The organism is Streptomyces sp. NPDC056144 (assembly GCF_042264145.1).
GTDB lineage: Bacteria > Actinomycetota > Actinomycetes > Streptomycetales > Streptomycetaceae > Streptomyces.
In genome coordinates this window covers 1-22,259 of record NZ_JBHJVF010000003.1, presented here as the reverse complement: position 1 = coordinate 22,259, position 22,259 = coordinate 1, and the positions used below count along the sequence as shown (strand labels likewise).

Annotated in this window: 25 protein-coding genes; 8 read left to right on the top strand and 17 right to left on the bottom strand. The window is 71.7% G+C overall.

Annotated elements, in window-relative coordinates; translation table 11 throughout:
• Nucleotides 1-57 precede the first annotated feature (57 nt).
• Entirely contained in the window at nucleotides 58-819 is a 762-nt protein-coding gene (locus ACFC0Z_RS10960) for an isoprenyl transferase (protein WP_376435157.1), read from the bottom strand.
• Between the two features lie 128 nt (nucleotides 820-947).
• Here ACFC0Z_RS10960 and mgrA point away from each other — a divergent pair, with 128 nt between their 5' ends.
• On the top strand, nucleotides 948-1,985 hold the full coding sequence (gene mgrA, locus ACFC0Z_RS10955) for an L-glyceraldehyde 3-phosphate reductase (protein WP_376435155.1): 1,038 nt from the start codon (nucleotides 948-950) through the stop codon (nucleotides 1,983-1,985).
• A 330-nt stretch (nucleotides 1,986-2,315) separates the two neighbouring features.
• On the opposite strand, the gene ACFC0Z_RS10950 is transcribed toward mgrA, so the two are convergent.
• Complete coding sequence (locus tag ACFC0Z_RS10950) at nucleotides 2,316-3,065, bottom strand: prepilin peptidase (protein WP_376435153.1); 750 nt, start codon at nucleotides 3,063-3,065, stop codon at nucleotides 2,316-2,318.
• A 41-nt stretch (nucleotides 3,066-3,106) separates the two neighbouring features.
• Here ACFC0Z_RS10950 and ACFC0Z_RS10945 point away from each other — a divergent pair, with 41 nt between their 5' ends.
• Nucleotides 3,107-3,466: a DUF192 domain-containing protein gene (locus ACFC0Z_RS10945; RefSeq protein WP_376435150.1), complete on the top strand. Its 360-nt coding sequence runs from the start codon at nucleotides 3,107-3,109 to the stop codon at nucleotides 3,464-3,466.
• Here ACFC0Z_RS10945 and ACFC0Z_RS10940 read toward each other — a convergent pair.
• Together ACFC0Z_RS10940 and ACFC0Z_RS10935 are read right to left on the bottom strand one after the other, a co-directional pair.
• Nucleotides 3,438-4,538, bottom strand: coding sequence for a mannosyltransferase family protein (locus ACFC0Z_RS10940; RefSeq protein ID WP_376435147.1), 1,101 nt, complete (start codon nucleotides 4,536-4,538; stop codon nucleotides 3,438-3,440). The genes ACFC0Z_RS10945 and ACFC0Z_RS10940 overlap by 29 nt on opposite strands.
• Before the next feature lie 33 nt (nucleotides 4,539-4,571).
• On the bottom strand, nucleotides 4,572-4,964 hold the full coding sequence (locus ACFC0Z_RS10935; RefSeq protein WP_376435144.1) for a hypothetical protein: 393 nt from the start codon (nucleotides 4,962-4,964) through the stop codon (nucleotides 4,572-4,574).
• Nucleotides 4,965-5,142: 178 nt separating this feature from the next.
• Between ACFC0Z_RS10935 and ACFC0Z_RS10930 the strand changes: the two genes are divergently transcribed.
• From ACFC0Z_RS10930 to ACFC0Z_RS10920, 3 genes are all read left to right on the top strand, one after another.
• Nucleotides 5,143-6,060: a hypothetical protein gene (locus ACFC0Z_RS10930; RefSeq protein ID WP_376435142.1), complete on the top strand. Its 918-nt coding sequence runs from the start codon at nucleotides 5,143-5,145 to the stop codon at nucleotides 6,058-6,060.
• Nucleotides 6,061-6,148: 88 nt separating this feature from the next.
• Nucleotides 6,149-6,538, top strand: a complete 390-nt coding sequence (locus ACFC0Z_RS10925; RefSeq protein ID WP_376435139.1) for a hypothetical protein — start codon at nucleotides 6,149-6,151, stop codon at nucleotides 6,536-6,538.
• Complete coding sequence (locus ACFC0Z_RS10920; RefSeq protein WP_376435137.1) at nucleotides 6,516-8,999, top strand: tetratricopeptide repeat protein; 2,484 nt, start codon at nucleotides 6,516-6,518, stop codon at nucleotides 8,997-8,999. The genes ACFC0Z_RS10925 and ACFC0Z_RS10920 overlap by 23 nt, the downstream gene beginning before the upstream one ends.
• 44 nt (nucleotides 9,000-9,043) lie before the next feature.
• Here ACFC0Z_RS10920 and ACFC0Z_RS10915 read toward each other — a convergent pair whose 3' ends face one another.
• Nucleotides 9,044-9,538, bottom strand: coding sequence for an ATP-binding protein (locus ACFC0Z_RS10915; RefSeq protein WP_376435134.1), 495 nt, complete (start codon nucleotides 9,536-9,538; stop codon nucleotides 9,044-9,046).
• A gap of 324 nt (nucleotides 9,539-9,862) precedes the next feature.
• On the opposite strand from ACFC0Z_RS10915, the gene ACFC0Z_RS10910 reads away from it, so the two are divergent.
• Nucleotides 9,863-10,714 (top strand): helix-turn-helix domain-containing protein, encoded by an 852-nt coding sequence (locus ACFC0Z_RS10910; protein ID WP_376435131.1) that lies wholly within the window; start codon nucleotides 9,863-9,865, stop codon nucleotides 10,712-10,714.
• A 14-nt stretch (nucleotides 10,715-10,728) separates the two neighbouring features.
• Nucleotides 10,729-10,926 carry a hypothetical protein gene (locus ACFC0Z_RS10905; protein ID WP_376435129.1) on the top strand — a complete coding sequence of 66 codons (198 nt, stop codon included), beginning with the start codon at nucleotides 10,729-10,731 and terminating at the stop codon, nucleotides 10,924-10,926.
• Nucleotides 10,927-10,936: 10 nt separating this feature from the next.
• Here the strand turns inward: ACFC0Z_RS10905 and ACFC0Z_RS10900 are convergent, their stop codons facing one another.
• The 12 genes from ACFC0Z_RS10900 to ACFC0Z_RS10845 all read right to left on the bottom strand — a co-directional run bounded on the left by ACFC0Z_RS10900 (nucleotide 10,937) and on the right by ACFC0Z_RS10845 (nucleotide 20,153).
• A complete protein-coding gene (locus ACFC0Z_RS10900) occupies nucleotides 10,937-11,563 on the bottom strand; it encodes an OmpA family protein (protein ID WP_376435127.1) in 627 nt (208 codons plus the stop codon).
• 9 nt (nucleotides 11,564-11,572) lie between these two features.
• Entirely contained in the window at nucleotides 11,573-12,154 is a 582-nt protein-coding gene (locus ACFC0Z_RS10895) for a hypothetical protein (protein ID WP_376435126.1), read from the bottom strand.
• 14 nt (nucleotides 12,155-12,168) lie between these two features.
• Nucleotides 12,169-12,828, bottom strand: coding sequence for a pilus assembly protein TadG-related protein (locus tag ACFC0Z_RS10890; protein WP_376436631.1), 660 nt, complete (start codon nucleotides 12,826-12,828; stop codon nucleotides 12,169-12,171).
• Nucleotides 12,777-12,992, bottom strand: a complete 216-nt coding sequence (locus tag ACFC0Z_RS10885; RefSeq protein WP_376435123.1) for a Flp family type IVb pilin — start codon at nucleotides 12,990-12,992, stop codon at nucleotides 12,777-12,779. The genes ACFC0Z_RS10890 and ACFC0Z_RS10885 overlap by 52 nt, the downstream gene beginning before the upstream one ends.
• A gap of 229 nt (nucleotides 12,993-13,221) precedes the next feature.
• Nucleotides 13,222-14,109 (bottom strand): DUF5936 domain-containing protein, encoded by an 888-nt coding sequence (locus ACFC0Z_RS10880; RefSeq protein WP_376436628.1) that lies wholly within the window; start codon nucleotides 14,107-14,109, stop codon nucleotides 13,222-13,224.
• A gap of 21 nt (nucleotides 14,110-14,130) precedes the next feature.
• On the bottom strand, nucleotides 14,131-15,075 hold the full coding sequence (locus tag ACFC0Z_RS10875) for a type II secretion system F family protein (RefSeq protein WP_376435121.1): 945 nt from the start codon (nucleotides 15,073-15,075) through the stop codon (nucleotides 14,131-14,133).
• Nucleotides 15,076-15,090: 15 nt separating this feature from the next.
• On the bottom strand, nucleotides 15,091-16,437 hold the full coding sequence (locus ACFC0Z_RS10870; protein WP_376435119.1) for a CpaF family protein: 1,347 nt from the start codon (nucleotides 16,435-16,437) through the stop codon (nucleotides 15,091-15,093).
• Nucleotides 16,434-16,772 carry a TadE/TadG family type IV pilus assembly protein gene (locus ACFC0Z_RS10865; protein WP_376435117.1) on the bottom strand — a complete coding sequence of 113 codons (339 nt, stop codon included), beginning with the start codon at nucleotides 16,770-16,772 and terminating at the stop codon, nucleotides 16,434-16,436. The genes ACFC0Z_RS10870 and ACFC0Z_RS10865 overlap by 4 nt, the downstream gene beginning before the upstream one ends.
• Before the next feature lie 38 nt (nucleotides 16,773-16,810).
• The gene (locus ACFC0Z_RS10860) at nucleotides 16,811-17,149 is read right to left on the bottom strand and encodes a TadE/TadG family type IV pilus assembly protein (RefSeq protein WP_376435114.1); all 339 of its coding nucleotides are present in this window, start codon (nucleotides 17,147-17,149) and stop codon (nucleotides 16,811-16,813) included.
• Between the two features lie 57 nt (nucleotides 17,150-17,206).
• Complete coding sequence (locus ACFC0Z_RS10855; RefSeq protein ID WP_376435112.1) at nucleotides 17,207-18,469, bottom strand: CpaE family protein; 1,263 nt, start codon at nucleotides 18,467-18,469, stop codon at nucleotides 17,207-17,209.
• A 68-nt stretch (nucleotides 18,470-18,537) separates the two neighbouring features.
• Nucleotides 18,538-19,245: a Flp pilus assembly protein CpaB gene (gene cpaB / locus ACFC0Z_RS10850; RefSeq protein ID WP_376435109.1), complete on the bottom strand. Its 708-nt coding sequence runs from the start codon at nucleotides 19,243-19,245 to the stop codon at nucleotides 18,538-18,540.
• The gene (locus ACFC0Z_RS10845) at nucleotides 19,242-20,153 is read right to left on the bottom strand and encodes a hypothetical protein (protein WP_376435107.1); all 912 of its coding nucleotides are present in this window, start codon (nucleotides 20,151-20,153) and stop codon (nucleotides 19,242-19,244) included. The genes cpaB and ACFC0Z_RS10845 overlap by 4 nt, the downstream gene beginning before the upstream one ends.
• A 283-nt stretch (nucleotides 20,154-20,436) precedes the next feature.
• Here ACFC0Z_RS10845 and ACFC0Z_RS10840 point away from each other — a divergent pair, with 283 nt between their 5' ends.
• Entirely contained in the window at nucleotides 20,437-22,164 is a 1,728-nt protein-coding gene (locus ACFC0Z_RS10840; protein ID WP_376435105.1) for a chitinase, read from the top strand.
• Nucleotides 22,165-22,259: the final 95 nt, after the last annotated feature.

The following is a 22,259-nucleotide window of genomic DNA, read 5'->3' as shown; positions in this document are numbered from 1 at the left end:
GGGGCCGTGCGTGGCGCCGGAGCACCCGACGGCTCAGGTGCCGTAGGCCCCGACGGCTCAGGTGCCGTAGCGCCGGTGCCGCGCCGCGTAGTCGCGCAGTGCCCGCAGGAAGTCGACCTTGCGGAAGGCCGGCCAGTGGACCTCGCAGAAGTAGTACTCGGAATGCGCGCTCTGCCACAGCATGAACCCGGACAGCCGCTGCTCGCCGCTGGTGCGGATCACGAGGTCCGGGTCGGGCTGGCCGCGCGTGTAGAGGTGCTCGGAGATGTGCTCGACGTCGACGATCTCGGCGAGCTCCGCGAAGCTCGTGCCCCGCTCCTCATGCTCCAGGAGCAGCGAACGGACCGCGTCGGCGATCTCCTGCCGGCCGCCGTAGCCGACCGCCACGTTGACGAGTATCCCCGTGTGGTGGCGGGTGGACTGCTCGGCCTCCTTGAGGACCGCCTGCGTACGGGCGGGGAGCAGGTCCATCGTGCCGACGTGGTGGACGCGCCAGCGGCCGTCGGCCGCGAGCGAGCGCACCGCGTTCTCGATGATGCCGAGCAGCGGGACGAGCTGCGCCTCGGGGCGGTTCAGGTTGTCGGTGGAGAGCATCCAGAGCGTCACGACCTCGACGTCCGTCTCGGCGCACCAGCCGAGCAGCTCCGTGATCTTGTCCGCGCCGGCCTTGTGGCCCTGCTCCGGAGTTCCCCCGGAGGCCTTGGCCCAGCGCCGGTTCCCGTCGAGGATGACACCGATGTGCTTGGGCACCTGAGCGTGGTCGAGGCGGCCTTCCACCCGGCGTGCGTAGAGCCTGTACACCAGGTCGCGCAGGTTCACCGTTCTTTACCTCTCCGTGCACCGTGCGACCCGCCCGGCAGCGGCGGCCCGCAAGCCGCCACACTACTGCGCAAGGGCGACGCGCTCACAGCCCGGGACTGTCACAAGTCCGTGATAAAGAGGGATACGTGACTGATTCCCCTCTGTACCTCGCCTCCCCGGACCGCTATGACGCGATGGAGTACCGCCGCTCGGGCCGCAGCGGCCTCAAGCTCCCCGCGGTCTCCCTCGGCCTCTGGCACAACTTCGGCGACGACCGCGCGCTCGACAACCAGCGCGCGATCCTGCGCCGCGCCTTCGACCTGGGCGTGACCCACTTCGACCTGGCCAACAACTACGGCCCGCCGCCCGGCTCCGCCGAGCTGAACTTCGGCAAGCTCTTCGCGCAGGACTTCGCGCCCTACCGCGACGAGCTGATCATCTCGACCAAGGCCGGCTACGAGATGCACCCCGGCCCGTACGGCGAGTGGGGCTCCCGCAAGTACCTGATGTCCTCGCTCGACGCCTCCCTGAAGCGGATGGGCCTCGACTACGTCGACATCTTCTACTCGCACCGCTTCGACCCGGACACCCCGCTGGAGGAGACGATGGGGGCCCTGGCCTCCGCCGTGCAGCAGGGCAAGGCGCTGTACGTCGGCGTCTCCTCGTACAACAGCGAGCAGACCGCCGAAGCGGCCCGCATCCTGCGCGAGATGGGCGTCCGTCCGCTCATCCACCAGCCCTCGTACTCGATGATCAACCGCTGGACCGAGGACGACAACCTCCTCGACACCCTGGAGGCGGCCGGCATGGGCTGCATCTCCTTCGTGCCGCTGGCCCAGGGCCTGCTGACCAACAAGTATCTGAAGGGCATCCCGGAGGGCTCGCGGGCCACCCAGGGCAAGTCCCTCGACCCGAACCTGCTCTCCGACGAGGTCCTGCGCCGCCTGCGCGGTCTCGCGGAGATCGCCGAGCGCCGCGGCCAGTCGCTCGCGCAGCTCGCGCTCTCGTGGGTGCTGCGGGACGAGCGGATGACCTCGGCGCTGATCGGCGCGTCCAGCGTCGCGCAGCTGGAGGAGAACGTGGCCGCGCTCGCGGGCGCCCCGCTGACGGCGGAGGAGCTCAAGGAGATCGACTCGTTCGCGGTCGACACCGAGGGCACGAACATCTGGGCCCGCCGGGGCTGACGCCCGTCGCGGCCGACGCGCCCCCGCCCGCGTGCGGGCAAAGAAAACGGGCCGGTCCGTGGGGGGGATACGGACCGGCCCGAGGGGGGGTTTCCACCATAACCCTTCGTTAGCCGTGTTGCGCGCCACGTGCAGCGAACTGGTCGCTCGGTTTTCGACGGATTCCAGGCGGGACAAGGGCTCCGACGCCCGATGGCGGGTTTGCGCCCCGGCGTGGCGGCGGAGTTCCGTCCCTCCGACGGGGGACGGGGGCACGGGGGCGTGGTTGACGCGGGGCGGCGGCGGTGCCGGGGCTCATGACGGGACTCATGACGGGACTCACGGCGGGACTCACGGCTGGGCGGTGAAGGCCCCGAGCAGCAGCCCCAGCAACCCGCCGACCAGCATGAACGGCCCGAAGGGGATCGCCGAGGAGCGCCCGGCGCGGCGCAGGGCGACGAGCCCGAACCCGTACACCGCGCCGAGCAGGAAGCCCGCGAACGCCCCGGCGAAGAGGACGCCCCAGCCGTACCAGCCGAGGGCGGCGCCGAGCGGGAGCGCGAGCTTGACGTCCCCGAAGCCGAGACCGGCCGGGTTGACCAGGAAGAGCAGAAGATAGGACCCCCCTAGCGCGAGCGCGCCGAGGAGCGCGCCGGGCCAGGACCCCGCGGCGTACGGCAGGAGCGCGGCGAGACCGAGGAGCAGGGGCACGGCGGCGGCGAGCGGGAGGGTGAGCCCGTCGGGGAGCCGGTGCACGCGCGCGTCGACGCAGGCGAGGAGCACGGCGAAGGGCGCGCCGAGGAGCCAGACCGCGAGCTCGGGCCGGGGCCCGCCGGTGGCGGCGGCGAGGGCGGCGCAGGTCAGGGCGGTGAGGCCGGCGAGGAGCGGGGCGGTGTACGGGGCGGGGGTCGTCGCGCAGGCCGCGCGCCCGGGCCCGCCGAGCCAGCCGCGGGCGGGTCCGACGAGGAGGTGTCCGGCGGGGCAGCGGTCCCGCCAGGGCTCCTCGGCAGCGACGGAGAGCCGGTACGCGGCGCGCGGGACGAGCAGCCCGGCGGCGGCGCCCCAGAGGGCGGCGAGGAGGACGAGGGCGACGTACGGCACTCGGCTGACCCTAGGGCGGTGGGACGGCTACGGTCTGGCGCATGGGGAAATGGGCGGACGGGACGGGGACGCTGGAGCCGGGCGGGATCCCCGTCGAGGTGGCGGCTTCCTACCGCGCGCGGCGGAGGGGCTTGCTCGGCCGGGACGGGATCACGGGCGCGCTGCTGATCACGCGCACGAACAGCGTGCACACCTTCGGTATGCGCTTCCCGATCGACGTGGCCTATCTGGACGGCTCGCTGCGGGTCCTGTCGGTGGTGACCATGCCCCCGGGACGGCTCGGGATGGTGCGGTGGCGCGGCCGGCACGTCCTGGAGGCGGAGGCGGGCGCGCTGGCGGCCTGGGGCCTGCGCCCGGGAGTCCGGGTCGGGATCACGGCGGCCCCGACCCCAGCAGGGTGAAGGCCCCGTAGACGCCGGAGGCGAGCGCGAGCCCGGCGAGGACGAGGACGGCGGTCCGGTTCCGCACGCGGGCGAGGGCGACGGCCGGCGGCAGGAGCAGCCCGAAGGCGGGCATCATCAGGCGCGGCCGGGAGCCGAAGTAGGCGGCGCCGACGAGCGAGACGAAGACGACGCCGATCGTGTAGACGAGCAGGGGCAGCGGCTGCTTCTGCCGGACGCAGAGGGCGACGAGCCAGGCGAGGAGCGCGAGCGCGGCGCAGAGTCCGAGGGCGGCGGGCCAGGGCAGGCCGAGGATGAACCGGGCGAGGGCGACGCCGAAGTCGATGGAGTTGCCCCAGGCGGCCTGGACGTCGAAGTAGGCGGTGGGACTCCCCTGCCGGACCCCGACGTAGGCGACGTACGCGAGCCAGCCCAGCGGCGCGACGACCACCCCGGCCAGCATCGGGAGGGGCAGCCGCCGGTCCCGTACGACCGCGACGAGGGCCGTGATCCCGAGGGCGGCGATGAGGGCGGCGGCGGTCGGCCGGGTGAGCCCCGCGAAGGCGCAGAGGACACCGGCGAGGACCCAGCGCCCGCGCAGGACGGCGTACAGGGACCAGGCGGCGAGGGCGGTGAACAGCGTCTCCGTGTACGCCATCGACTGCACGAAGGCGGTCGGGTACACACCCCAGAGCACGGCGAGGAGGATGCCGACGCGCTCGCCGCCGACGTGGGCGCCGCAGCGGTAGATGCCGAGGGCGGCGGCGAGCCCGGCGGTCCAGGAGACGAGGAGCCCGGCGGTGGCGGCGTCGACGGGGAGGACGGCCGACAGCCCCCGCTCCAGGAGGGGAAGGAGCGGGAAGAAGGCCAGGTCGGAGTGGACGTCCCCGTTCGGCAGGGTGACCTCGTACCCGTACCCGTTCTCGGCGATCCGCACGTACCAGACGGAGTCCCAGCGCCCGCTGAGGCGGTGCCACCCGTCCTTGCCGGTCGCGACGGAGGCGAGGGCGAGGACGGCGAGACCGACGAGGCGGGCGGCGAGGTAACCGAGGACGGCGGTGCGGGGCGCGGCAAGGGCAGGGCGCTGGGACATCCCCCGATTATCGACGGCTCACACGGGGCGAGGTCAGGCAGGACAACAGGAAACCGGCCTTATGCGGACGAACTTCGCGGCGAGGCCGGGCCCCAGCTGGTGGACGAGGGCGTGCCCGGGCTCCTGCGGGGAGGGGAGGTCGCCGAGGAAGGAGGTGACGATGACCTCGTCGATGTCGATGACACCGCGAGAGCACTGCTCTTCGAGGAAGGCGAGGGTGCGGCGCCAGTCGGCGGCGTAGGGGTCCTCGCCGAGGAAGGACCGGACGGTGCCCTGGACGACGTCCCAGAAGAAGACGTGGGGATGGACGTCGCCCTGGGAGAAGAGATGGGACTCGTACGCGCCCCGGTACTCGGGGATCCGGGTGACGAGATCACTGACCAGCTGAACACTGGGACGCGATGAAGGACTCGATGTCGACGTCATCAGCAGCTCACTTCGGAGGGCTCGCTGTGGAGGTGGGGGCGGGGATGTTTCCCGCTCGTTCCAGAATGCTCCTGCCCGAGTACCGCGTCCCGACACTTTTGCGCTTTCCTGACGTCGACTTTCGGAGGGTTTTCCACAGGGGGTGCGAACTGTCCCTCTTCCGTGGATCGTTGCGCGTATGTACGAGTTGGCGATCCTCGCCAGGGGCGGGGTACTCCTCACGGGCAGGGCACTCGCGGCGGGCTGGTCCAGGTCCCGACTGACGACGCGCCTGCGCCGGGAGGGCTGGCAGCCGGTGTGCCGGGGGGCGTGGGCGATGCCGGGGAAGGACGTGGACTGGAGGGTCCGGGCGACGGCGGTCCAGATGCTGCGCCCGGAGCTGGTGTGCAGCCACGGGACGGCGGCGCGGGTGCACCGCGTCGAACGCCTGGGGCGGCAGCCGGCCGGACCCCTGGAGTTCACGATCCCGTCCCCCCGCTCGACGCGAGTCGTCGGCACCCGGATCCACTCCCACCCCCTGACGCCCGGGGACTGGTCGATGCGACGCGGCCTGCGGACGACGACCCCGGCGCGGACGGTCGGCGACCTGATACGGACGAGCGCGAGCCGCGAGGAGGCGGTGGTGCTCGCGGACTCGGCCCTGGGCAGGCGGACGGTGGAGGGCGTACGCCGGGACCCCTTGGTCCGGTACGAGGACCTGGCGACGGAACTCGCCACCACCCGAAGGCCCGGCGGGCGCCGGGCCCGCGCGTGGCTCGCCCTGACGGAGGCGGCCTCGGGCTCCCCGGCGGAGACGGTGGCACGCCTGCGGATGCGGGACGCGGCCCTCTTCCCGGAATCCCAGCCGCTCCTCCACACCCCCGACGGCCGGTGGACGCTGCGCCCGGACTTCCTGTTCCGGGAGGCGGGCCTGGCGGTGGAGGTGGAGGGGTACGCGTTCCACGGCAGCCGCGCGGCCCACGAACGGGACGTGGCGAGGTTCAACGCGCTGTCGGCGTGCCCGGAGGTGCGGAGGGTGCTGCGCTTCACGGCGCGGGAGGTGTTCGCGGCGCCGGAGCGGATGGTGGGGACGATCAGGGCGGCGCTGGGGGCCTGAACTCCGTTTCGGGAAAGCCCCGTTAAGCAGGCGGGCCGCTGAGGAGAATGGCGGTCTGGAACGGGTCCCGAGGGGAGGGGGCGGACGGATGTCACGTCCTGTGCGGTGGCTGGCGACGGTGGCGGCGGCGCTCGTCACGTTCGGCGGGTGCCTGTGGGCGGCCCAGGCGGTGACGTGGGGATGGCTGCCGAGCACCGAGGAGACGCGGTTCGCGGTGGCCATCGCCTTCGCCACGGTGGCGGCGACGGTGGTCGCGGCGGGTCTTGGCTGGTGGGCGGGCCGGGAGACACCGCCGCCTCCGGCTCCCTCCGAGAGGGTGGTGACGCAGCGGGCGACGGCCACGGACGAGGGCGAGGTCACGCAGATCGGCGGCGGCCCCGGCCTCGGCCGGGTGGAACAGCACGGGGAGGCGTCGGGCAGGGGACGCGTGAAGCAGGTCGGCGGTTCGGAGTCCGATGAGCAGTCGACCGGTTCCTGAGGGCGCCACCGCCCAGACCGGTACGGCCTCCGGTCAGGGGCGCGTCATCCAGGCCGGCCGAGACCTCTATATGGGGGTCCCGGCCGCCTCCCCCACGCCACAGGCCCTGGAGGCCCTGCCGCCCGCGCCACGCCTGACGGGCCGCACGGAACAGACGGACCGCCTGGTGAAGGCCCTGTCCCCGGAGGCCGGCGCGGGAACCGTCACGGTGGTGACAGGGCTCCCCGGCGTGGGCAAGACCGCCCTGGCCCTGCACGCCGCCCACCGGGCCGTCGACCGGGGCCACTTCCCCGGGGGAACGCTCTTCGTGCACCTGCGCGGTTACGCCCCCGCCGGCGCGCTCGGCCCCGAACAGGCCCTTGAGTCGCTGCTGCGGGCCCTGGGGGTACGGACGGAGGACCTGCCGCCGACGGTCGAGGAACAGTCGGGCCTCTACCAGTCGGAGCTGGCGCGCCGGGCGAAGGAGTACGGCCCGGTGCTGATCCTGGCGGACGACGCGTCCTCCCCGGGCCAGCTGCTGCCCCTGGTCCCGGCGCACCCGTCCCACCGCCTGCTGGTCACGTCCCGGGACGCCCTGACGGCCCCGGACTTCCGCCCCAGGCTCGTACCCCTGGACGAGCTCGACGTGGGGTCGGCCGTCACGCTGGTGACGACGGCGCTCACCCAGGTCCGCGACGACGACCCGCGAGCCGAACGGGAACCCGAGGCCCTGGAGCGCCTGGCCGGACACTGCGGCGGGCTACCGCTCGCGCTGACGATCGCCGCCGCCCTCCTGACCGACGACCCGGGCCTCCCGATCGCCACCCTGGCCGACGACCTGGCCGACGCGCGAACCCGGCTTGAGTCCCTCCGGCACGAGGACGTGGAGGGCCGGACGTCGGCGGTCCGGGCGGCCTTCGACCTGTCGTACAGGCGCTTGAAGGCGGAGGACGCCCGCCTCTTCCGGCTGCTGTCCCTGCACCCGGGTCCCGACGTGTCCACGGAATGCGCCGCCGTCCTGAACGGCTCCCCCGCCCGTGAGAGCCGCGCGGGTCTCGCCGCCCTCGCCCGCGCCTGCCTGATCAGCGAACACCCGACGGGTTCGGACCGCTGGAGGACGCACGACCTGATCCGGTTGTACGCCAGGGGGCTCCCTCCGCAGGAGGCCGAGGCCGAGGCCGTGGGGCGCGCCCTCACGCACTACGCCGTCACCGGAGCAGCGGCCAGAGCCCGGCTGAACGCCGAGCCCGGCGCACCGGCCGCCGGCCGGTTCCCCGACCGCACGGCCGCCCTGGCGTGGCTCGACGCCGAGCACACCAACCTCATGGCCTGGCTCCCCATCAGCCAGGGATTCCCCGGGGTACTCATCCCCCTCACCGAAATCCTCGGCCCCTATCAGCGCCTCCGACGCCGGTTCCGCGACGCCCTGGTCACCAGGACGTATGCGGTCGCGGCCGCCCTTGAGGGAGACGACACCTCCCAACAGGCCTGGACGTTCACCGCGCTCGGAACGGCCCTGCACGATCTCCGCCTCTTCGAGGAAGCCATCGCGGCCCACACCCGAGCCGTCGGCCTCTACGAGGACACCACCCACCACGGAGACCACGCCTCGGCGCTCAACGGTCTCGGCATGGCCCTGGGGGAAGTCCGGCGCTTCGACGAAGCCATCGACGTCCTGACCCGAGCCGCCCCCCTCTCACGCACGTTCGACGATCCTCGTCTGGAGCTCGGCATCCTGAACAACCTGGGGATCGCCCTCCAGGCGGTGGGGCGGCTCGACGAGGCGATCGAGGTCCACCGCCGAAATCTCGTCCTGTACCGAGAACTGGACGACCGCGCCAGCGAAAGCGCGGCGCTCAACAACCTCGGCGTCCTCCTCCGCATCACGGACCGACCGGACGAAGCCGTCGACGCCCACGCCAAGGGCCTCGCGCTCTGCCGACAAGGCGACGACCGGTACAGCGAAGGCCTCGCGCTCTCGAACCTCGCGCTGGCCCTCCACGCCACGGGCCGTTCCGAGGAAGCCGTCAGCGCCCTCACCCAATGCGTCGAGATCTGCCGGGAACTGGACGACCTCCACGGCGAAGGCCAGACCCTCAACAACCTGGGAGGCATCCTCCACGAGCTCGGACGGCTCGACGAAGGCGCCGCCCACCTCGGCCGGGCCGTGGACATCTTCCGCGACCTCGGCGACGTCCACCGGCACGGCCAGGCCCTGAACAACCTCGGGCTCGCCCTACGCGAACTACAGCGCCTCGACGAAGCCGTCAGCGCCCTGAACCGGGCTGCGGACATCTTCCGCCGGACCGGCGACGAACCCGCCGAGGCCGTCGCTCGGCACCTCCTGGAATCAACCCTGCTCCAGCAGCGCCGCCCCTCCGCCCGACGAGGGTGGCGGCGCTGGTTCCACGGCCGTGGAACGGGAACGGGAGCGGGAGCGGGAGCGGGAACGGGGGCGAAGGCGGACGGGCCCGAGGCCTGAGCGGCATCCGCCCTGCCCCCGCCTGCCCCCGCCTCCCGCCGCCGTCACCGAGGCAGCGTCACCCAGGACTTCGTCCCGCGCTGCGGCGGCTGGGGCTCCTCGTGGATACCCCACTCCCCTCCCCAGTCGTCGACGGCCGCGTTCAGGAGCCAGAGCGAACGCCGCCGGCGGTCCGCGCAGAGGGTCTCGGCGTCCGGGTCGTGGCGGTGGGTGGGGTGCTGGTCCCAGACGACGATCCGGAGGGCGTCGTCGGCGCGGTGGCGGAGGGACACGTAGAGGTCGGCGCCGGGCGTGAGCCGGGCGGCGGTGGCGATGAGCTCGGTGACGGCGAGCAGCACGACGAGGCCGTACGCGTCGAGCCCGTGCGCCCGGAGGGCGGACCCCACGGCCACGCGGGCGACGGCGGCGCTGCGGGGGTCGCCGGGGAGGGTGAGGCTGTATACGAGGGGGGTCGGGCGGGGCGGGGACGGGGCCGGGGGCGGGGTGACGGGGCAGAGGACGGTACGGAGGGCGGGGATGGTGCGGAGGGTCGGCGACATGGCGGACTCCCTTGCCTGGACGGGTGGTTGACCTGGAGGTACGGGGATGGCGTCGGTCACTCGATCGTCGGCGCGCACGAATGGCTCACGGAGGGGGCGGGATGGTGGCATGTCTCCCTGACGCGGGCGCGCCCCTCCCAGGGAAGGAGTTGCGGGCAGGACCGCGTGATGCACTTCCACCCATGCGGTGCGTGAGCGGTGCACTACATAATGTAGCGAGCATGGGGACACATTTGCCACCCACTCTCGACAATTGGGCCCCTTGGCACCGGAGTTGCCGTGCGCACGGCAGACTTCGCACACAGGGATACGGGAAGGAATGCCATGGCCCAGAGGACGTCCCCGACCGAGCGCCAGAGGCGCCTGGGGAGCGAGCTGCGCAAGTTGCGCCTGGCGGCGGACATGTCCGCCGAGACGGCGGCCGGACTCCTCGGCGTGGACCGCGCGCGACTCTCCAACATCGAGCAGGGTGTCCGGGCCATCAGCGAGGACCGCGTCCGCACACTGGCGTGCAACTGCCACTGTGCGGACGGGGATTACATCGAGGCCCTCGTGGCCATGGCCCGGCCACCCAAGCGCAAGTGGTGGGACCGGTACCGGGGATCACTCCCGGCAGGACTGCTCGACATCGCCGAGCTGGAGGCGAACGCCGTCCGCATGCGCACCGCCCACTCGGTGCATGTGCCCGGCATCCTCCAGACGAACGACCACGCCCTCGCCGTCTTCCGGGCCGTCCTCCCGCCGCTCCCCGAACGCGAGGTCGCGCTCCGGCTCGCGCTCCGCGTCGAGCGCCAGCAGGTCCTGGACGGCGCCAACCCGCCCCCGTACGTCGGCATCGTCCACGAGGCGGCCCTGCGGATGCGCTTCGGCGGCCGAGCCGTCGCCCGCGCCCAGCTGGAACACCTGCTCGCGGCCACGGAGCGGAAGCACGTCACGCTCCGGGTGATCCCCTTCGAGGCGGGCGCCTTCCCCGGCGCGGGCCAGACCGTGAACTACGCCGAGGGCCCGGTCCCCGCCCTGGACACCGTGCAGGTCGACAGCACCCACGGGCCGGAATTCCTGCACGCCGAGGCACAGTTGTCCAAGTACCGCGCCCACCTCGACTGGATGGAGCGCATCGCCCTCACGGCCGACGAGTCCCGGAACTTCATCCGCGCGATCGCACACAGCCTGTAAGGAGAACCGACACCATGCCGAACCCGGACATCACCTGGGAAGCCCCCCTCTGCGGCGAGGGCGCGAGCTGCTACCGCCTCGGGACGGACGAGGACGGCAACAGCTACATCGCCGTCCTCGGCCAGGAGGACCGTTACCTCACCGACAGCCGAGACGCCCTGCGCAACCTCATCCTCGACATCAAGGCCGGCAAGGCGGACCACCTGCTCTAGATCGGGCCGGTCAGGGCTGGACGACCGTGGTCCGCGGGAAGGACACCTCCACGCGCCGGTTCTTCCTCCGGCCCTCCTCCGTGGAGTTGTCGGCGATCGGGTAGTCCTCGCTGTAGCCCCGGATGTCGAAGGCGGTACCGGGTTCGAGGTTCCGCGCCAGCACCTGCTGTACGGCGAGAGCCCGCTCCTTGGAGAGCTTGAGCCCGTGCTCGTAGGTCCCGAGGTTGTCGGTGAACCCGAAGACACGGACGCGGCTGGACCCCAGCTTCCGCACCTCGGCCGCGATCGCGGCGATACGGGCGGTGGCGGAAGGGCTCAGCTTGGCGCTGTTCTTGGGGAACAGGACCTCGGCCTGAAGGGCGAAGGTGACGTCCACGTTGGTGTCCTGCCGGCGCTCCGCGCCGCCCTCCTCCTCGACGATCTGCTTGATGTCGAGAACCTTGGCGGGGGCGAGGGTGGCACCGTCCGGGAGCATGAGGCCGGGCGCGTTGGGATCGATGGCGGGGGGCGGCTCGGCACTGGCGGCGGGTCCTGGACCGGGGCCGTCGTCCGCGTGGGCGGTGGGGGCGGTGACCGGCCACAGGATCACGGAGGCGAGGGCCAGGGTGGCGGCCAGGCGGCGGGGTGTCGTCGTCATGGCGTCGCCTCAGGAGAGTTTGAGGGTGGCGGGTTCGAAGGTGGGGAGCTGGAAGGAGACCTCGGTGGTGGAGGCGGGGGGTGCTGGGAATTGCATGAACACTTCCAGCGAGTCGCCCGCAGAAACGATGCCCAGGCCAGCAGTAGTCAGCGGCCTGCCATCGGTATCCCTCAGCACGTAGTACCGCTTCTTCCCGACAGAGTCGACAAGTGTGGCTCCACCCAACGACGTGCCGTGCTTGACGACCTCTGTCTCGTCACCGCTGACTTGAGCGGGAACCGAGGTGCCCGAATCCCCCTCGTTGCTCAGTCGGCCCTTTATCGTCAGAAACCCGCCGGCATCTCGCTCCACCGAGTCAATCGCCAGCTCCAACCCCTTGCGCCCGGTGAGAACGACGATCGGCTCGCTCTGTTCTCCCGCAGTCTCCTTACCTTGATCGTCCTGCGTCTTCTGCGGAGCAGCCGTGGTTGCGGACGGCTTGGCATCCTGTGGCTTCTCGTCAGATCCGCAGGCGGCCAGGACAAGAGTTGCCGACGCCACAGCAACCAAAGCTGCCGCCTTTCGGCAATGTGCTGCGTACCACGCGTTCATGGAGTGCGCTTCCTTTACTGGTCAGCCAATCGGACGGTGAAGAGGTCGACTGCGTCGGGCAACGTAGGGTCGTCCAGATCGACGTCCAGCGCTTCCCCGCCACACTCCAGTTCGACAATCGGATCTGCGTCGTCCTCCGGATCGGCCGGTGGTGTCGGCGGTGGCGAGGGCGGCTCCGTAGGCGGCTCGTAATCGGGCACCTCACAGCGCGGCTCGATGACTGCTTGAGCAGATGCCGTCGCATGCACTGACTCCGGACCCGTCGTCGTCACTGTCACGCGGAACCCGTTGGGTTCCAGGTCCAGGCAGCGGTCTCCCGAAAGCTCGGCTTGGTTCAACCTCGCGTATTCCGCTGCTATATCGCACGCGGGACCGCTCTCATACTCCGTTGCCAGAATAAACCTGTCCCACTGGTCGGGATCACGAATGACCTCAAGCCACCCCTGCCGCAACTGATCCCGAGCGTCCTGCGCCGCAGCGAGAGCTGCCGCATCGGCCGCAGTCTGGGCGCCGTTGCGCGTAAATGCAGCCTGCCCCACCAGGAAATAGGCGAAGCCCAGGAATAACAGTCCAGCTACCGCAGCGATATAGACGGGGAAAGCTTGCCCCGCGTCTCCCGCTCCTAGTCGCCGACCAGGTCTGCAATCTTGTCGGAGATGGCGGTCTTGATCGATTGCCCGATGTCCGTACCAGTGATCGCCAGCACGATCGCCACCACGACCACAATGATCCCCAGATACTCCACCGCCGTCTGCCCGCGATCCCGGGCCGACCGGTCCAGCCACTCCCCGGCCCGAACCCGCGCCCCGACCAGTGTCCTCAGCAGCGTGTCCTTCATCAGATCCCCTCAGCTCTCGTGAAGTCCCCCGGCTCCCACCAGGGAGGGAACGTAAGACAGAGCGGGTCCCCAGCAGGGGCCTGTGGGTGGGTAGGCGGTGCCGGAGTCGGAACATCGCGCCACCCCTCCCCGTCCAGTCGCCCGGTCAAAAGGCTAGGCCCTACTCGCCGGTCTTGGTGGGGAGTTCGGCGAAGATGGGGCTGTTGTGAGCCATGAGGGGGCGCTCGCGTCACTCGCCCGTCACCGAGCCGAAGTCCGTTCCCGTTCCCAGGAACAGCCCCGCTCCCAGCAGGATCATCGTCGCCGGGACCATCACCGTCGTGATGATCATCGTCGCCTTCGGGACCGCCTTCGCCGCCTTCCGCCGCGCGTTCTGCGCGTCCGTGCGGCGCATGTCCGTCGCGATCTGGATCAGGGTGTCGACGATGGGGGCACCGAGCTCTTCGCCCTGCTGGAGCGCCGTCACGAACTGGGCGACCTGTTCCGAGTCGTTGCGCCTCCGCAGTTCGTCGAAGGCCTCACGCCGGCTGACTCCCATGTCCATTTGGCGCAAAGTGATGCGGAGTTCGTCAGACCACGGGCCCGCGTACTGTTCCGCCACCCTCTCCAGTGCCTGGCGGAAGCCGAGGCCCGCCGAGACCACGACCGCCAGGACGTCGAGGAAGTCGGGGAGGGTTCGTTCGATCTGGTCTTTTCGGATGCGGACCGCCGACCAGATCCCGACCTCCGTCCAGAACGCGCCGAAGGCGAAGAGGAGCAGGGCCACCAGCACCGAGCCCTTGTTCAGCATCAGCAGGCCGCCGAGGAGGCCGAGGAAGCCGTAGACCGCCCGCCTCGCCCCGTAGCGGTCGATCGTCAGGCCTCCCGGGTTGCCCGCCAGGTCGATGCGGCGCCGTACCGCGCTCACGCGCTTCGGGCCCATCAGGCGGAGGACCGCCGGTGACCAGCGCATGCCGAGGCGGTCGACGATCGAGTCCACCGCGCCCGTGCGGGTGGAGCCCACTTCCAGGGCCAGCTGAAGGTCATCCGGCAGGCGGGCGTCCGCGCGGTAGAGGCGGAGGCCGGTGAAGATGCCCGCCACCGCCAGGCCGGCGAGGAGGGCCAGGAGGAGTTCCATGAGTACGCGCGCCACCCGTCCCTAGACGTCGATCTTCGAGAAGCGGCGGATCGCGGCGAAGCCGAGGACGTAGAGGGCGAACGCCGCCACCACCGCGAACTGGCCGATCGTCGATCCCGTCATGCGGTCGAGCGCTCCCGGCTGCATGTTGTCGATCAGGAGGAGGGAGCCGACGCCGATGACCGGGACCGAGTACGCCGTCATGCTCACCTGGGAGAGCTGCGTGCGCACCTCGCGCCTCGTCTCCTTGCGTTCCTCCAGGGTCTGGGTGAGGTTGCGGAGCGACGACACCACTGTGCCGCCCGCTCTGTTCGCCAGGACCAGGGTCGTCACCAGGACCACCAGCTCCCTCGACGGGAGGCGTTCCGCCAGTTCGCCCAGCGCCTCGTCCAGGGACTTTCCCACCGCCAACTGCTGTGCCACCTTCTCCAGTTCGTCGCCCGCAGGCGACTCCATCTCGTCCGCCGCCAGGCTCAGCGCCATCCGCAGCGCCAGTCCCGCCTGGCTCGCGTTCGCCAGGATGCGGGAGAGTTCCGGGAGTTGGTTGATGAACTTCTCGATGCGTTTCTGGCGCTGCCAGTTGAGGTAGCCGAGCGCCACCCAGATGCCCAGCAGGCCGCAGATCGGGCCGAAGAAGGGGGAAAGCGCCGCCTGGCCCACTACCCACAGCACCGCCACCGTCGCCGCGAGCGCCACCGTGAACTCGCCCGGTGTCACGTCGAGGCCCGTCGCCGCGATCCTCAGCTCCAGCTTCCTGCCCAGGGCCGTACGGCGGACGCGGCGGTCGACGCCCCGGAAGCGGCGCCTCCGGCGGCCCGTCGTCTCGGGGGCGCCCGTCTCGTCGAGCCGGGCGACGAGTGCCGCGTGGCGGCGGGCCCCGCTCGCGTACACCTGGATGCCGACCACGGCCAGGACGCAGCAGAGTGCCGCTACGCCGAGCGTCAGCCGGACGGGATCAGTGGCCATCAGTGGTCAGCACTCCTAGTTCGCTTCTCGGGTCGCCAGGCCCGCGTCCGTCGCGGCCACCCCGAACGCCTGCGGGATGGGCTGGCCCGCCATGTACAGGCGCTCGGCGACCCGCCTCGGCAGCGGGTGGTACGCGAAGCGCCCGTACACCCGCCCGTCCGCCGCCACCGGCTGCGCCTCGAAGCGGCAGATCGTGGCGAGGAGGAAGCGTTCGCGGCCGTGGGAGGCCAGGACGGCGATCTCCGTGACGCGGCGGGTGCCGTCGGGATGCCGGGTGAGCTGTACGAGGACGTCGACCGCGCTGTTGATCTGGTCCCGCAGCGCCTCGAAGGGGACCTTCACCTCGGACATCGAGGCCAGGGTCTGGAGGCGCATCAGGGCGTCCTCCGCCGAGTTCGCGTGGACGGTCGCGAGCGAGCCGTCGTGGCCGGTCGACATCGCCTGGAGCATGTCGAGCGTCTCGCCGCCGCGCACCTCGCCGACGATGATCCGGTCGGGGCGCATGCGGAGGGAGTTGCGGACGAGGTCGCGGATGGAGATCGCTCCCCGGCCCTCGATGTTCGGCGGGCGGGCTTCGAGGCGGATGACGTGGGCCTGCTGGAGCTGGAGTTCGGCCGAGTCCTCGATGGTGATGATCCGCTCGCCCTCGGGGACGAGGCCGGAGAGGGCGTTGAGGAGGGTCGTCTTGCCGGTGCCGGTGGCGCCGGAGACGATCACGTTGAACTTCGCCTGCACCAGGCCGGACAGGAGGAGCAGCATCTGCTCGTCCAGGGAGCCCAGGCCGACCATCTCGTGGAGCGTGTACGCGCGCGGGAAGCGGCGGATCGTGAGCGTGGCGCCCGTGAGGGAGAGCGGGGGGATGATCACGTTCACGCGCTCGCCGGAGGGCAGGCGGGCGTCGACCATCGGGTTCGACTCGTCGACGCGGCGGTTGACCGTCGAGACGATCCGCTCGATCGTCTGCATGAGCTGCTCGTGGGACGCGAAGCGGAGCGGGAGGAGTTCGACGCGGCCGGCGCGCTCGATGAAGATCTGGTCGGGGCCGTTGACCATGATCTCGGTGATCGAGGCGTCTTCGAGGAGCGGTTCGAGCACGCCGAGGCCGAGGGCCTCGTCGACGACCCGGCGGATCAGCTGGCCGCGCTCGGCCGTGGAGAGGACCGGGCCCTCGCGGCTGATGATGTGGCCGAGGACGCGTTCGAGGCGGGCCCGGCGCTCGGCCGCCGCCAGCGCGGACATCTCGGTGAGGTCGATCTCCTCCAGGAGCTTGGCGCGGAAGGCGGCGACGAGGTGGCTGTCCTCCCGGCCCGCTCCGGCGGCCCCCTTGTCCTCGGGGGCGGTGATCCGGGAACGCAGGCTCATGGCAGGTCCTCCTCGTCCGGGGGTACGGGCATGGTGGCCGTTTTCGTGACGGGGTCGAAGCTCCAGAAGGGGACGACCTCGGGGATCGTGACGGTGACCGTGGCTACGCCGCCGCTGACGGCGATCTGGGCGCGCCCCTGGACCCAGCCGCTCATGGAGGCGAAACCGGCTTCCGCGGCTCCGCCGGGGAACGGCTCGTCGGTCGTGTCCGCCCTCGCCGCCGCGCGGGCCGCCGTGCCCGCCTGCTGGGCCACGTACGCGGCCAGGCCGAGCTGGAGGCCCGCCAGGCCCGCGAGCAGCAGGACGGGGAGGAAGCCGAGGTACTCGATGGCCACCTGACCCCGGTCCCGACCCCTTGGACGAACGTGTCTTCTCATCGCTTGAGCGCCTCCTCCGAGACCGCTCCCGCCGTGGCCGACACGGGGAAGAGGCCGGCCGTCCCGGGAGCGATGAGGGGGACGTCCACCGTCACCGTCACGGTCGCCAGCGGCGCGGCCGCGTCGCAGCCGCTGACGTTCGCGCCGTTCGCCCACGCTCCGTCCAGGTGCCGCTTCGCGGCCGCGTCGTAGTCGCCGCCGACCGCGCACACCCGCGCCCCCTCGTCCGCCGCGTTCGCCGCCAGCGTGTACGTGTACCCCACCAGCACCACCTGCCACAGCAGCGCCAGCGTCAGCAGGATCAGCGGGACCATGCCGACGAACTCGACCGCCACCTGGCCCCGGTCGTCCCGGCGGGCTCCCCGCCGTCGCCCGGCCTCCCCTCCCACGGCTCAGCGCCCCCGCCGCCGCAGGCCCAGCGCCCCCCGGTCCCCGGCACGCGCGAGCTGCTTTCCGGGAGCGGGGGCCTGCGACGGTACGGACACGGGGCCCACCAGGCCCAGCTCCCCCGCCAGCGCCCACAGCGCCTGCTTCACCGTCGACTTCGCGTCGAGGTCGTGCAGCCGGCCCGCGTCCACCACCGCCTGGAGCTCCTTGAAGTGGGCGGGGACGGACACGCCCGCCGTCCGCGTGCCCGTGATCTTCTGGACCAGCGGCGGCTGGATCTCCGTCGACCTGCTGTGCCGGTTGACGACGGTGATCGTCTCCTCGGCCTTCCTCACCTGGAGCCGCTCCCACATCCGTACCGTCCGCTTGGCCGCCCGTACCGCCACCACGTCCGGTGTCGTCACGAGGAGCGCCGTGTCGGCCATCTCGATCGCTGCGGCGTTCGCGCCCGTCAGCTGGGAGCCGCAGTCGACCACGACCACCTCGTGGCGGGCGCGCAGGGCGCTGACGATCTGGCGGGCGGCGCGGTCGGTGACCTCCTCGCCGCGTTCGCCCTCCGCCGGGGCCAGGAGCAGGGAGACGCCGGTCTCGTGGACGAACACCGCGTCCTGGAGGACGCGCGGCGAGATGTCGGTGATGGAGGCCAGGTCGGCGGCGGAGCGCCGGAACTGGACGTCGAGGTACGAGGCGATGTCGCCGCCCTGGAGGTCGAGGTCGAGGAGGGCGACGCTCCGGCCCGAGGCGCGGGCCGCGAGGGCGAGGTGGACGGCGGTGACCGTCGTGCCGACGCCGCCCTTGGCGCCGCTGACGGTGACGACCGTGCCGCCGGGGCCCGTGGCGAGTTCGGCGCCCGCGCCGAGGTGGCGGCGGACCCCGGCGGACCACTGGGCCGCCGCCTGGACGCGGCTGGCGAGCTCCTCGTACCCCAGGGGCAGGGTGACGAGGCCGCGCGCGCCGGAGTCCATGGCGGCGGAGAAGAGGACGGAGCTGGCGTCGGCGGTGATGAGGACGACGCCGACGGCCGGGAAGCGGAGGGCGACCTCGCGGACCACGTCGAGCGCGGGGACGGGTCCGATGCGCTCGTGGACGAGGACGACCTCGGGGAGCTCGTCGAGGGAGTCGGCGGCGAGCCGGGCGAGGGTGTCGACGAGCTGGGTGGAGTCGGTGACGGGTGCGGCGGGTTCGGCGTCGGGGAGCTGGCTGAGCAGGGTGACGACGGACCGGGCCGCGTCGGGGTCGCCGACGGCCGGCAGGATCCTGGTGGTCATACCGACCTCACCTTCCTTTTCTTCCTCTTCTTCCTCTGCTGCTACTGCTACTTGTCGCTTGCCACTTGTCACTTGTCCTTGTCGAGCGTGTACGTGCGGTCGCCCGGTGCGGCCGGCGCGCCGCCGGTGGCCGGGGAGACCAGGGCGAGGCGTACGTGTTCGGCGAAGGAGTCGGCGTACGTGACGCGCTGGGTGTCGAGGTGGGAGAGGGCGAAGCTGATCGGTACGGCGTTGGTGGCGCGGCTCGCGCGGTCGCTGCTGTCGGAGATCGGGGTGAGCTTGCCGATGGAGAGGACGCGGGCTCCGGCGACGATCAGGCGGGACTGGGAGGGGTCGCCCTTCTTCTCGCCCGCGAAGGTGGCGTAGATGTTGACGCTGGCACCGGGGGTGATCTTGCCCGCGACACCCGTCGCCGCGTCGATCATGATCGCGATCTCCTGCTCGCCCGGCTTGAGTTCGGGTCGGTCGACGATCATGTCGGCCTGGAGGAGCGAGCCCGCCCTGAGCGTGGTGACGGCGATCCGGCCCTCGATCTGGCGGAGGTCGGTGACGGCGGTGGAGGAGAGCCAGCGCTTCGGCATGGTGATCTTCTCGAACTGGTCCGCCTTCAGCGGGGCGTACGGCGCCACGTTCTCGCTGACGCGGTACGCGGTGACCTCCGGGCCGACCTTCGAGTTCACGTCGCTGACGACCGTGAGGACGCCGGCGAAGGCACCGAGGGCGCACAGGACGGAGAGCAGCAGCAGGATCACGCCGCGGCGCTGGCGGGAGTTCATGGCCGTACTTCCTCGATCGTGAGCGGGGTCGTGGTCGGGGTCGTGGTCGGGGTCGTGGTCGTCGGCGGCAGCGGGGCGGGCGACGGGCTCGCCGCGCAGAACCCGCAGCGGTCGCCGATGAGTTCCATCCCGCACCAACGGCAGGTCTCGCGCCGTACGGACGCGACCAGTTGGTAGAGGACGGGCAGATCGGAGAGGTACGCGACGAACTCGACGAGCTTGCCCGTCCCCCACCAGGCGGCCGAGGTCTCCGGCAGGGCCACCTCCTGGGCGGCGCCCTGGATCCGCCAGGCGGGGGCGAGGGCGGCGGCGGGCCAGTCGGTCTGGAGCTGGCCGCGGGCGACGAGGAGACGGGTGGCGAACTCGGGCCCGGCGAGAAGCTGTTCGCCCTTTCCTCCGACGCGGACGATCTGCGGGGTCGGTCCGGCGAGGACGCCGAAGTGGGCGCCGGGGAGCCATCCCTTGAGGTGGGAGGAGAGGCTGACGGGGACGCGGTCGAGGCGCGAGACCGAGCCCAGGACGGCCCCGGCGTAGATGTAGTGGGCGAGGAGCCGGGCGGCGGAGGCGAGGACTCCGGCGCTGAAGTCGCAGACGGACAACTGCCGTAACTGGCGTACGAGTACGGCGGCGCCGAGCGGCGGGAGGTCGGTCTCGACCAGGGCGATCCGGTCGCTTTCGAGGAGCCCCCGGACCGTGCGGAGGCGCTGCGCGACGGCGGGCGGCGCGGAGGTGGGGCAGACGACGATCACGTGCCCGTGGCGGGCGAGGAGCTGCTGCACGTCGGCGAGCGAGGCGTCGAGGGAGCGTGCCCCGGGGGGCTGGAGCACGGTGGCGTGCGGGGTCTGGGGATCGGCGGGGGGCAGCGCCAGGTCGGCGCTGGTGACCGCGATCGCTGTCGGCACCGTCACCGTCAGACCCCCGTCCACTCCGACCGTCCCCCGTCTCCGCACTCTATCCACGCCCCTGGGGGTGACGAACACACAATCCGCCAAGCGGTCCTCCTTTTCGTCACCGAACTCCGCTTGGTGCCAGAGGTCTTGACAACAGGATTGGTCTGGACCAACTTGTTGCCACGACGGTGGCCACCGCCTCTGCCCCCTCCGTGCGACGACGAAGACGTACGGGCGCCTCCCCATCCCCCTCTCCACATCCCCCATCCCCACCTCCCAACTCCCCCACCGGAGGATGCACGTGGACCGCACCACCACCCGCCCGCTCGGCCGCCCGCAGGGCCGCCGATGGCTCGGCGGAGCCCTCGCGCTCGCCGTCGGATCCGGGCTCGTCCTCGTCGGCGGAGCCGGCACCGCCCAGGCCGCCGACGTCAACGTCGCCAAGAACGCCGGGTTCGAGAACGGCCTGACCAACTGGTCCTGCTCGGCCGGAAGCGGCGCCGCCGTCTCCACACCGGTACGGACCGGGGCCGGCGCCCTGAAGGCCACCCCCGGCGGCCTCGACAACGCCAAGTGCGTGCAGACCGTCGCCGTGAAGCCCGGCTCGACGTACACGCTGAGCGCCTGGGTCCAGGGCGGCTACGCCTACCTCGGCGTCAACAACACCGGAACCGGCACCGGAACCGTCTCCACCTGGACGCCCGACAGCCCGTCCTGGAAGCAGCTCACGACCACCTTCACCACCGGCGCGAACACCACGTCCGTCGAGATCTACACCCACGGCTGGTACGGCACCTCGCCCTACTTCGTCGACGACGTGAGCGTCTTCGGCCCCGACGGGGGCGGCGGCCAGGACCCCGACCCGGTCGTCCCCGCCACCCCGGCCGGCCTCGCCGCCGGCTCCACCACCACGTCCTCCGTCGACCTGACCTGGGGCGCGGTCTCCGGCGCCACCGGCTACAAGATCTACCGCGACGGCGCCAACCCGGTGGCGGTCACCGGCACGTCCACCACCGTCTCGGGCCTCAACCCCGACACCGCGTACCAGTTCCAGGTCTCCGCGACGAACACCGCGGGCGAGTCCGCGAAGTCCGCCGCCGTCTCCGCCCGCACCGCCAAGCCCGGCGACACCGGCCCCGGCCCGGCCGTCCCGAAGCACGCCGTGACCGGCTACTGGCAGAACTTCGACAACGGCGCGGCCAAGCAGAAGATCCGCGACGTCCAGTCGCAGTACGACATCATCGCCGTCTCCTTCGCCGACTCGACGGCCACGCCCGGCCAGATCACCTTCAACCTCGACCCGGCCGTCGGCTACACCTCCACCGCCGACTTCAAGGCCGACATCGCGGCCAAGAAGGCCGCCGGGAAGTCCGTGATCATCTCGATCGGCGGCGAGAAGGGCAACGTCACGATCAACAGTGACGCGAGCGCGACCGCCTTCGCCAACAGCGCCTACGCGCTCATGCAGGAGTACGGCTTCAACGGCGTCGACATCGACCTCGAACACGGCATCAACTCCACCTACCTCACCAAGGCGCTGCGCCAGCTCTCCGCCAAGGCGGGGTCGAGCCTGGTCATCACGATGGCCCCGCAGACCATCGACATGCAGAGCACCGGCACGGAGTACTTCAAGACCGCGCTCGCCGTGAAGGACATCCTCACGGTCGTCAACACCCAGTACTACAACAGCGGTGCGATGCTCGGCTGCGACGGCAAGGTCTACAGCCAGGGCTCGGTGGACTTCCTCACCGCGCTCGCCTGCATCCAGATTCAGGGCGGCCTGGCCCCGTCCCAGGTCGGCCTGGGCGTCCCCGCCTCCACGCGGGGCGCGGGCAGCGGCTACGTCGACCCGCAGATCGTGAAGAACGCGCTCGACTGCCTGACCAAGCTCACCAGCTGCGGCACCTTCAAGCCGGCCCAGGCCTGGCCGACGCTCCGCGGCGCCATGACCTGGTCGACGAACTGGGACGCGACGGCCGGCAACGCCTGGTCGAACGCGGTGGGCCCGCACGTCCACGCCCTGCCGTAACCCCCGCCCCACCCCTCGCCAGTACTCGCAGCGCCGCCGCTCCCCCGGCGGCGCTGTGCCGTTTCCGCGGGGCGGGGGGGGCGGGTAGGCGGGGG

Bases quoted from the DNA above. Each gene is read 5' to 3' on its own strand.
- ACFC0Z_RS10945 (WP_376435150.1), top strand. From the start codon at position 3,107: ATGGGGAAATGGGCGGACGGGACGGGGACGCTGGAGCCGGGCGGGATC.
- ACFC0Z_RS10920 (WP_376435137.1), top strand. From the start codon at position 6,516: ATGAGCAGTCGACCGGTTCCTGAGGGCGCCACCGCCCAGACCGGTACG.
- ACFC0Z_RS10925 (WP_376435139.1), top strand. From the start codon at position 6,149: ATGTCACGTCCTGTGCGGTGGCTGGCGACGGTGGCGGCGGCGCTCGTC.
- ACFC0Z_RS10915 (WP_376435134.1), bottom strand. From the start codon at position 9,538: ATGTCGCCGACCCTCCGCACCATCCCCGCCCTCCGTACCGTCCTCTGC.
- ACFC0Z_RS10880 (WP_376436628.1), bottom strand. From the start codon at position 14,109: ATGGAACTCCTCCTGGCCCTCCTCGCCGGCCTGGCGGTGGCGGGCATC.
- ACFC0Z_RS10895 (WP_376435126.1), bottom strand. From the start codon at position 12,154: ATGAACGCGTGGTACGCAGCACATTGCCGAAAGGCGGCAGCTTTGGTT.
- ACFC0Z_RS10935 (WP_376435144.1), bottom strand. From the start codon at position 4,964: ATGACGTCGACATCGAGTCCTTCATCGCGTCCCAGTGTTCAGCTGGTC.
- ACFC0Z_RS10885 (WP_376435123.1), bottom strand. From the start codon at position 12,992: ATGAAGGACACGCTGCTGAGGACACTGGTCGGGGCGCGGGTTCGGGCC.
- ACFC0Z_RS10875 (WP_376435121.1), bottom strand. From the start codon at position 15,075: ATGGCCACTGATCCCGTCCGGCTGACGCTCGGCGTAGCGGCACTCTGC.
- ACFC0Z_RS10900 (WP_376435127.1), bottom strand. From the start codon at position 11,563: ATGACGACGACACCCCGCCGCCTGGCCGCCACCCTGGCCCTCGCCTCC.
- ACFC0Z_RS10940 (WP_376435147.1), bottom strand. From the start codon at position 4,538: ATGTCCCAGCGCCCTGCCCTTGCCGCGCCCCGCACCGCCGTCCTCGGT.
- ACFC0Z_RS10930 (WP_376435142.1), top strand. From the start codon at position 5,143: ATGTACGAGTTGGCGATCCTCGCCAGGGGCGGGGTACTCCTCACGGGC.
- cpaB (WP_376435109.1), bottom strand. From the start codon at position 19,245: ATGAACTCCCGCCAGCGCCGCGGCGTGATCCTGCTGCTGCTCTCCGTC.
- ACFC0Z_RS10905 (WP_376435129.1), top strand. From the start codon at position 10,729: ATGCCGAACCCGGACATCACCTGGGAAGCCCCCCTCTGCGGCGAGGGC.
- ACFC0Z_RS10855 (WP_376435112.1), bottom strand. From the start codon at position 18,469: ATGACCACCAGGATCCTGCCGGCCGTCGGCGACCCCGACGCGGCCCGG.
- ACFC0Z_RS10870 (WP_376435119.1), bottom strand. From the start codon at position 16,437: ATGAGCCTGCGTTCCCGGATCACCGCCCCCGAGGACAAGGGGGCCGCC.
- ACFC0Z_RS10910 (WP_376435131.1), top strand. From the start codon at position 9,863: ATGGCCCAGAGGACGTCCCCGACCGAGCGCCAGAGGCGCCTGGGGAGC.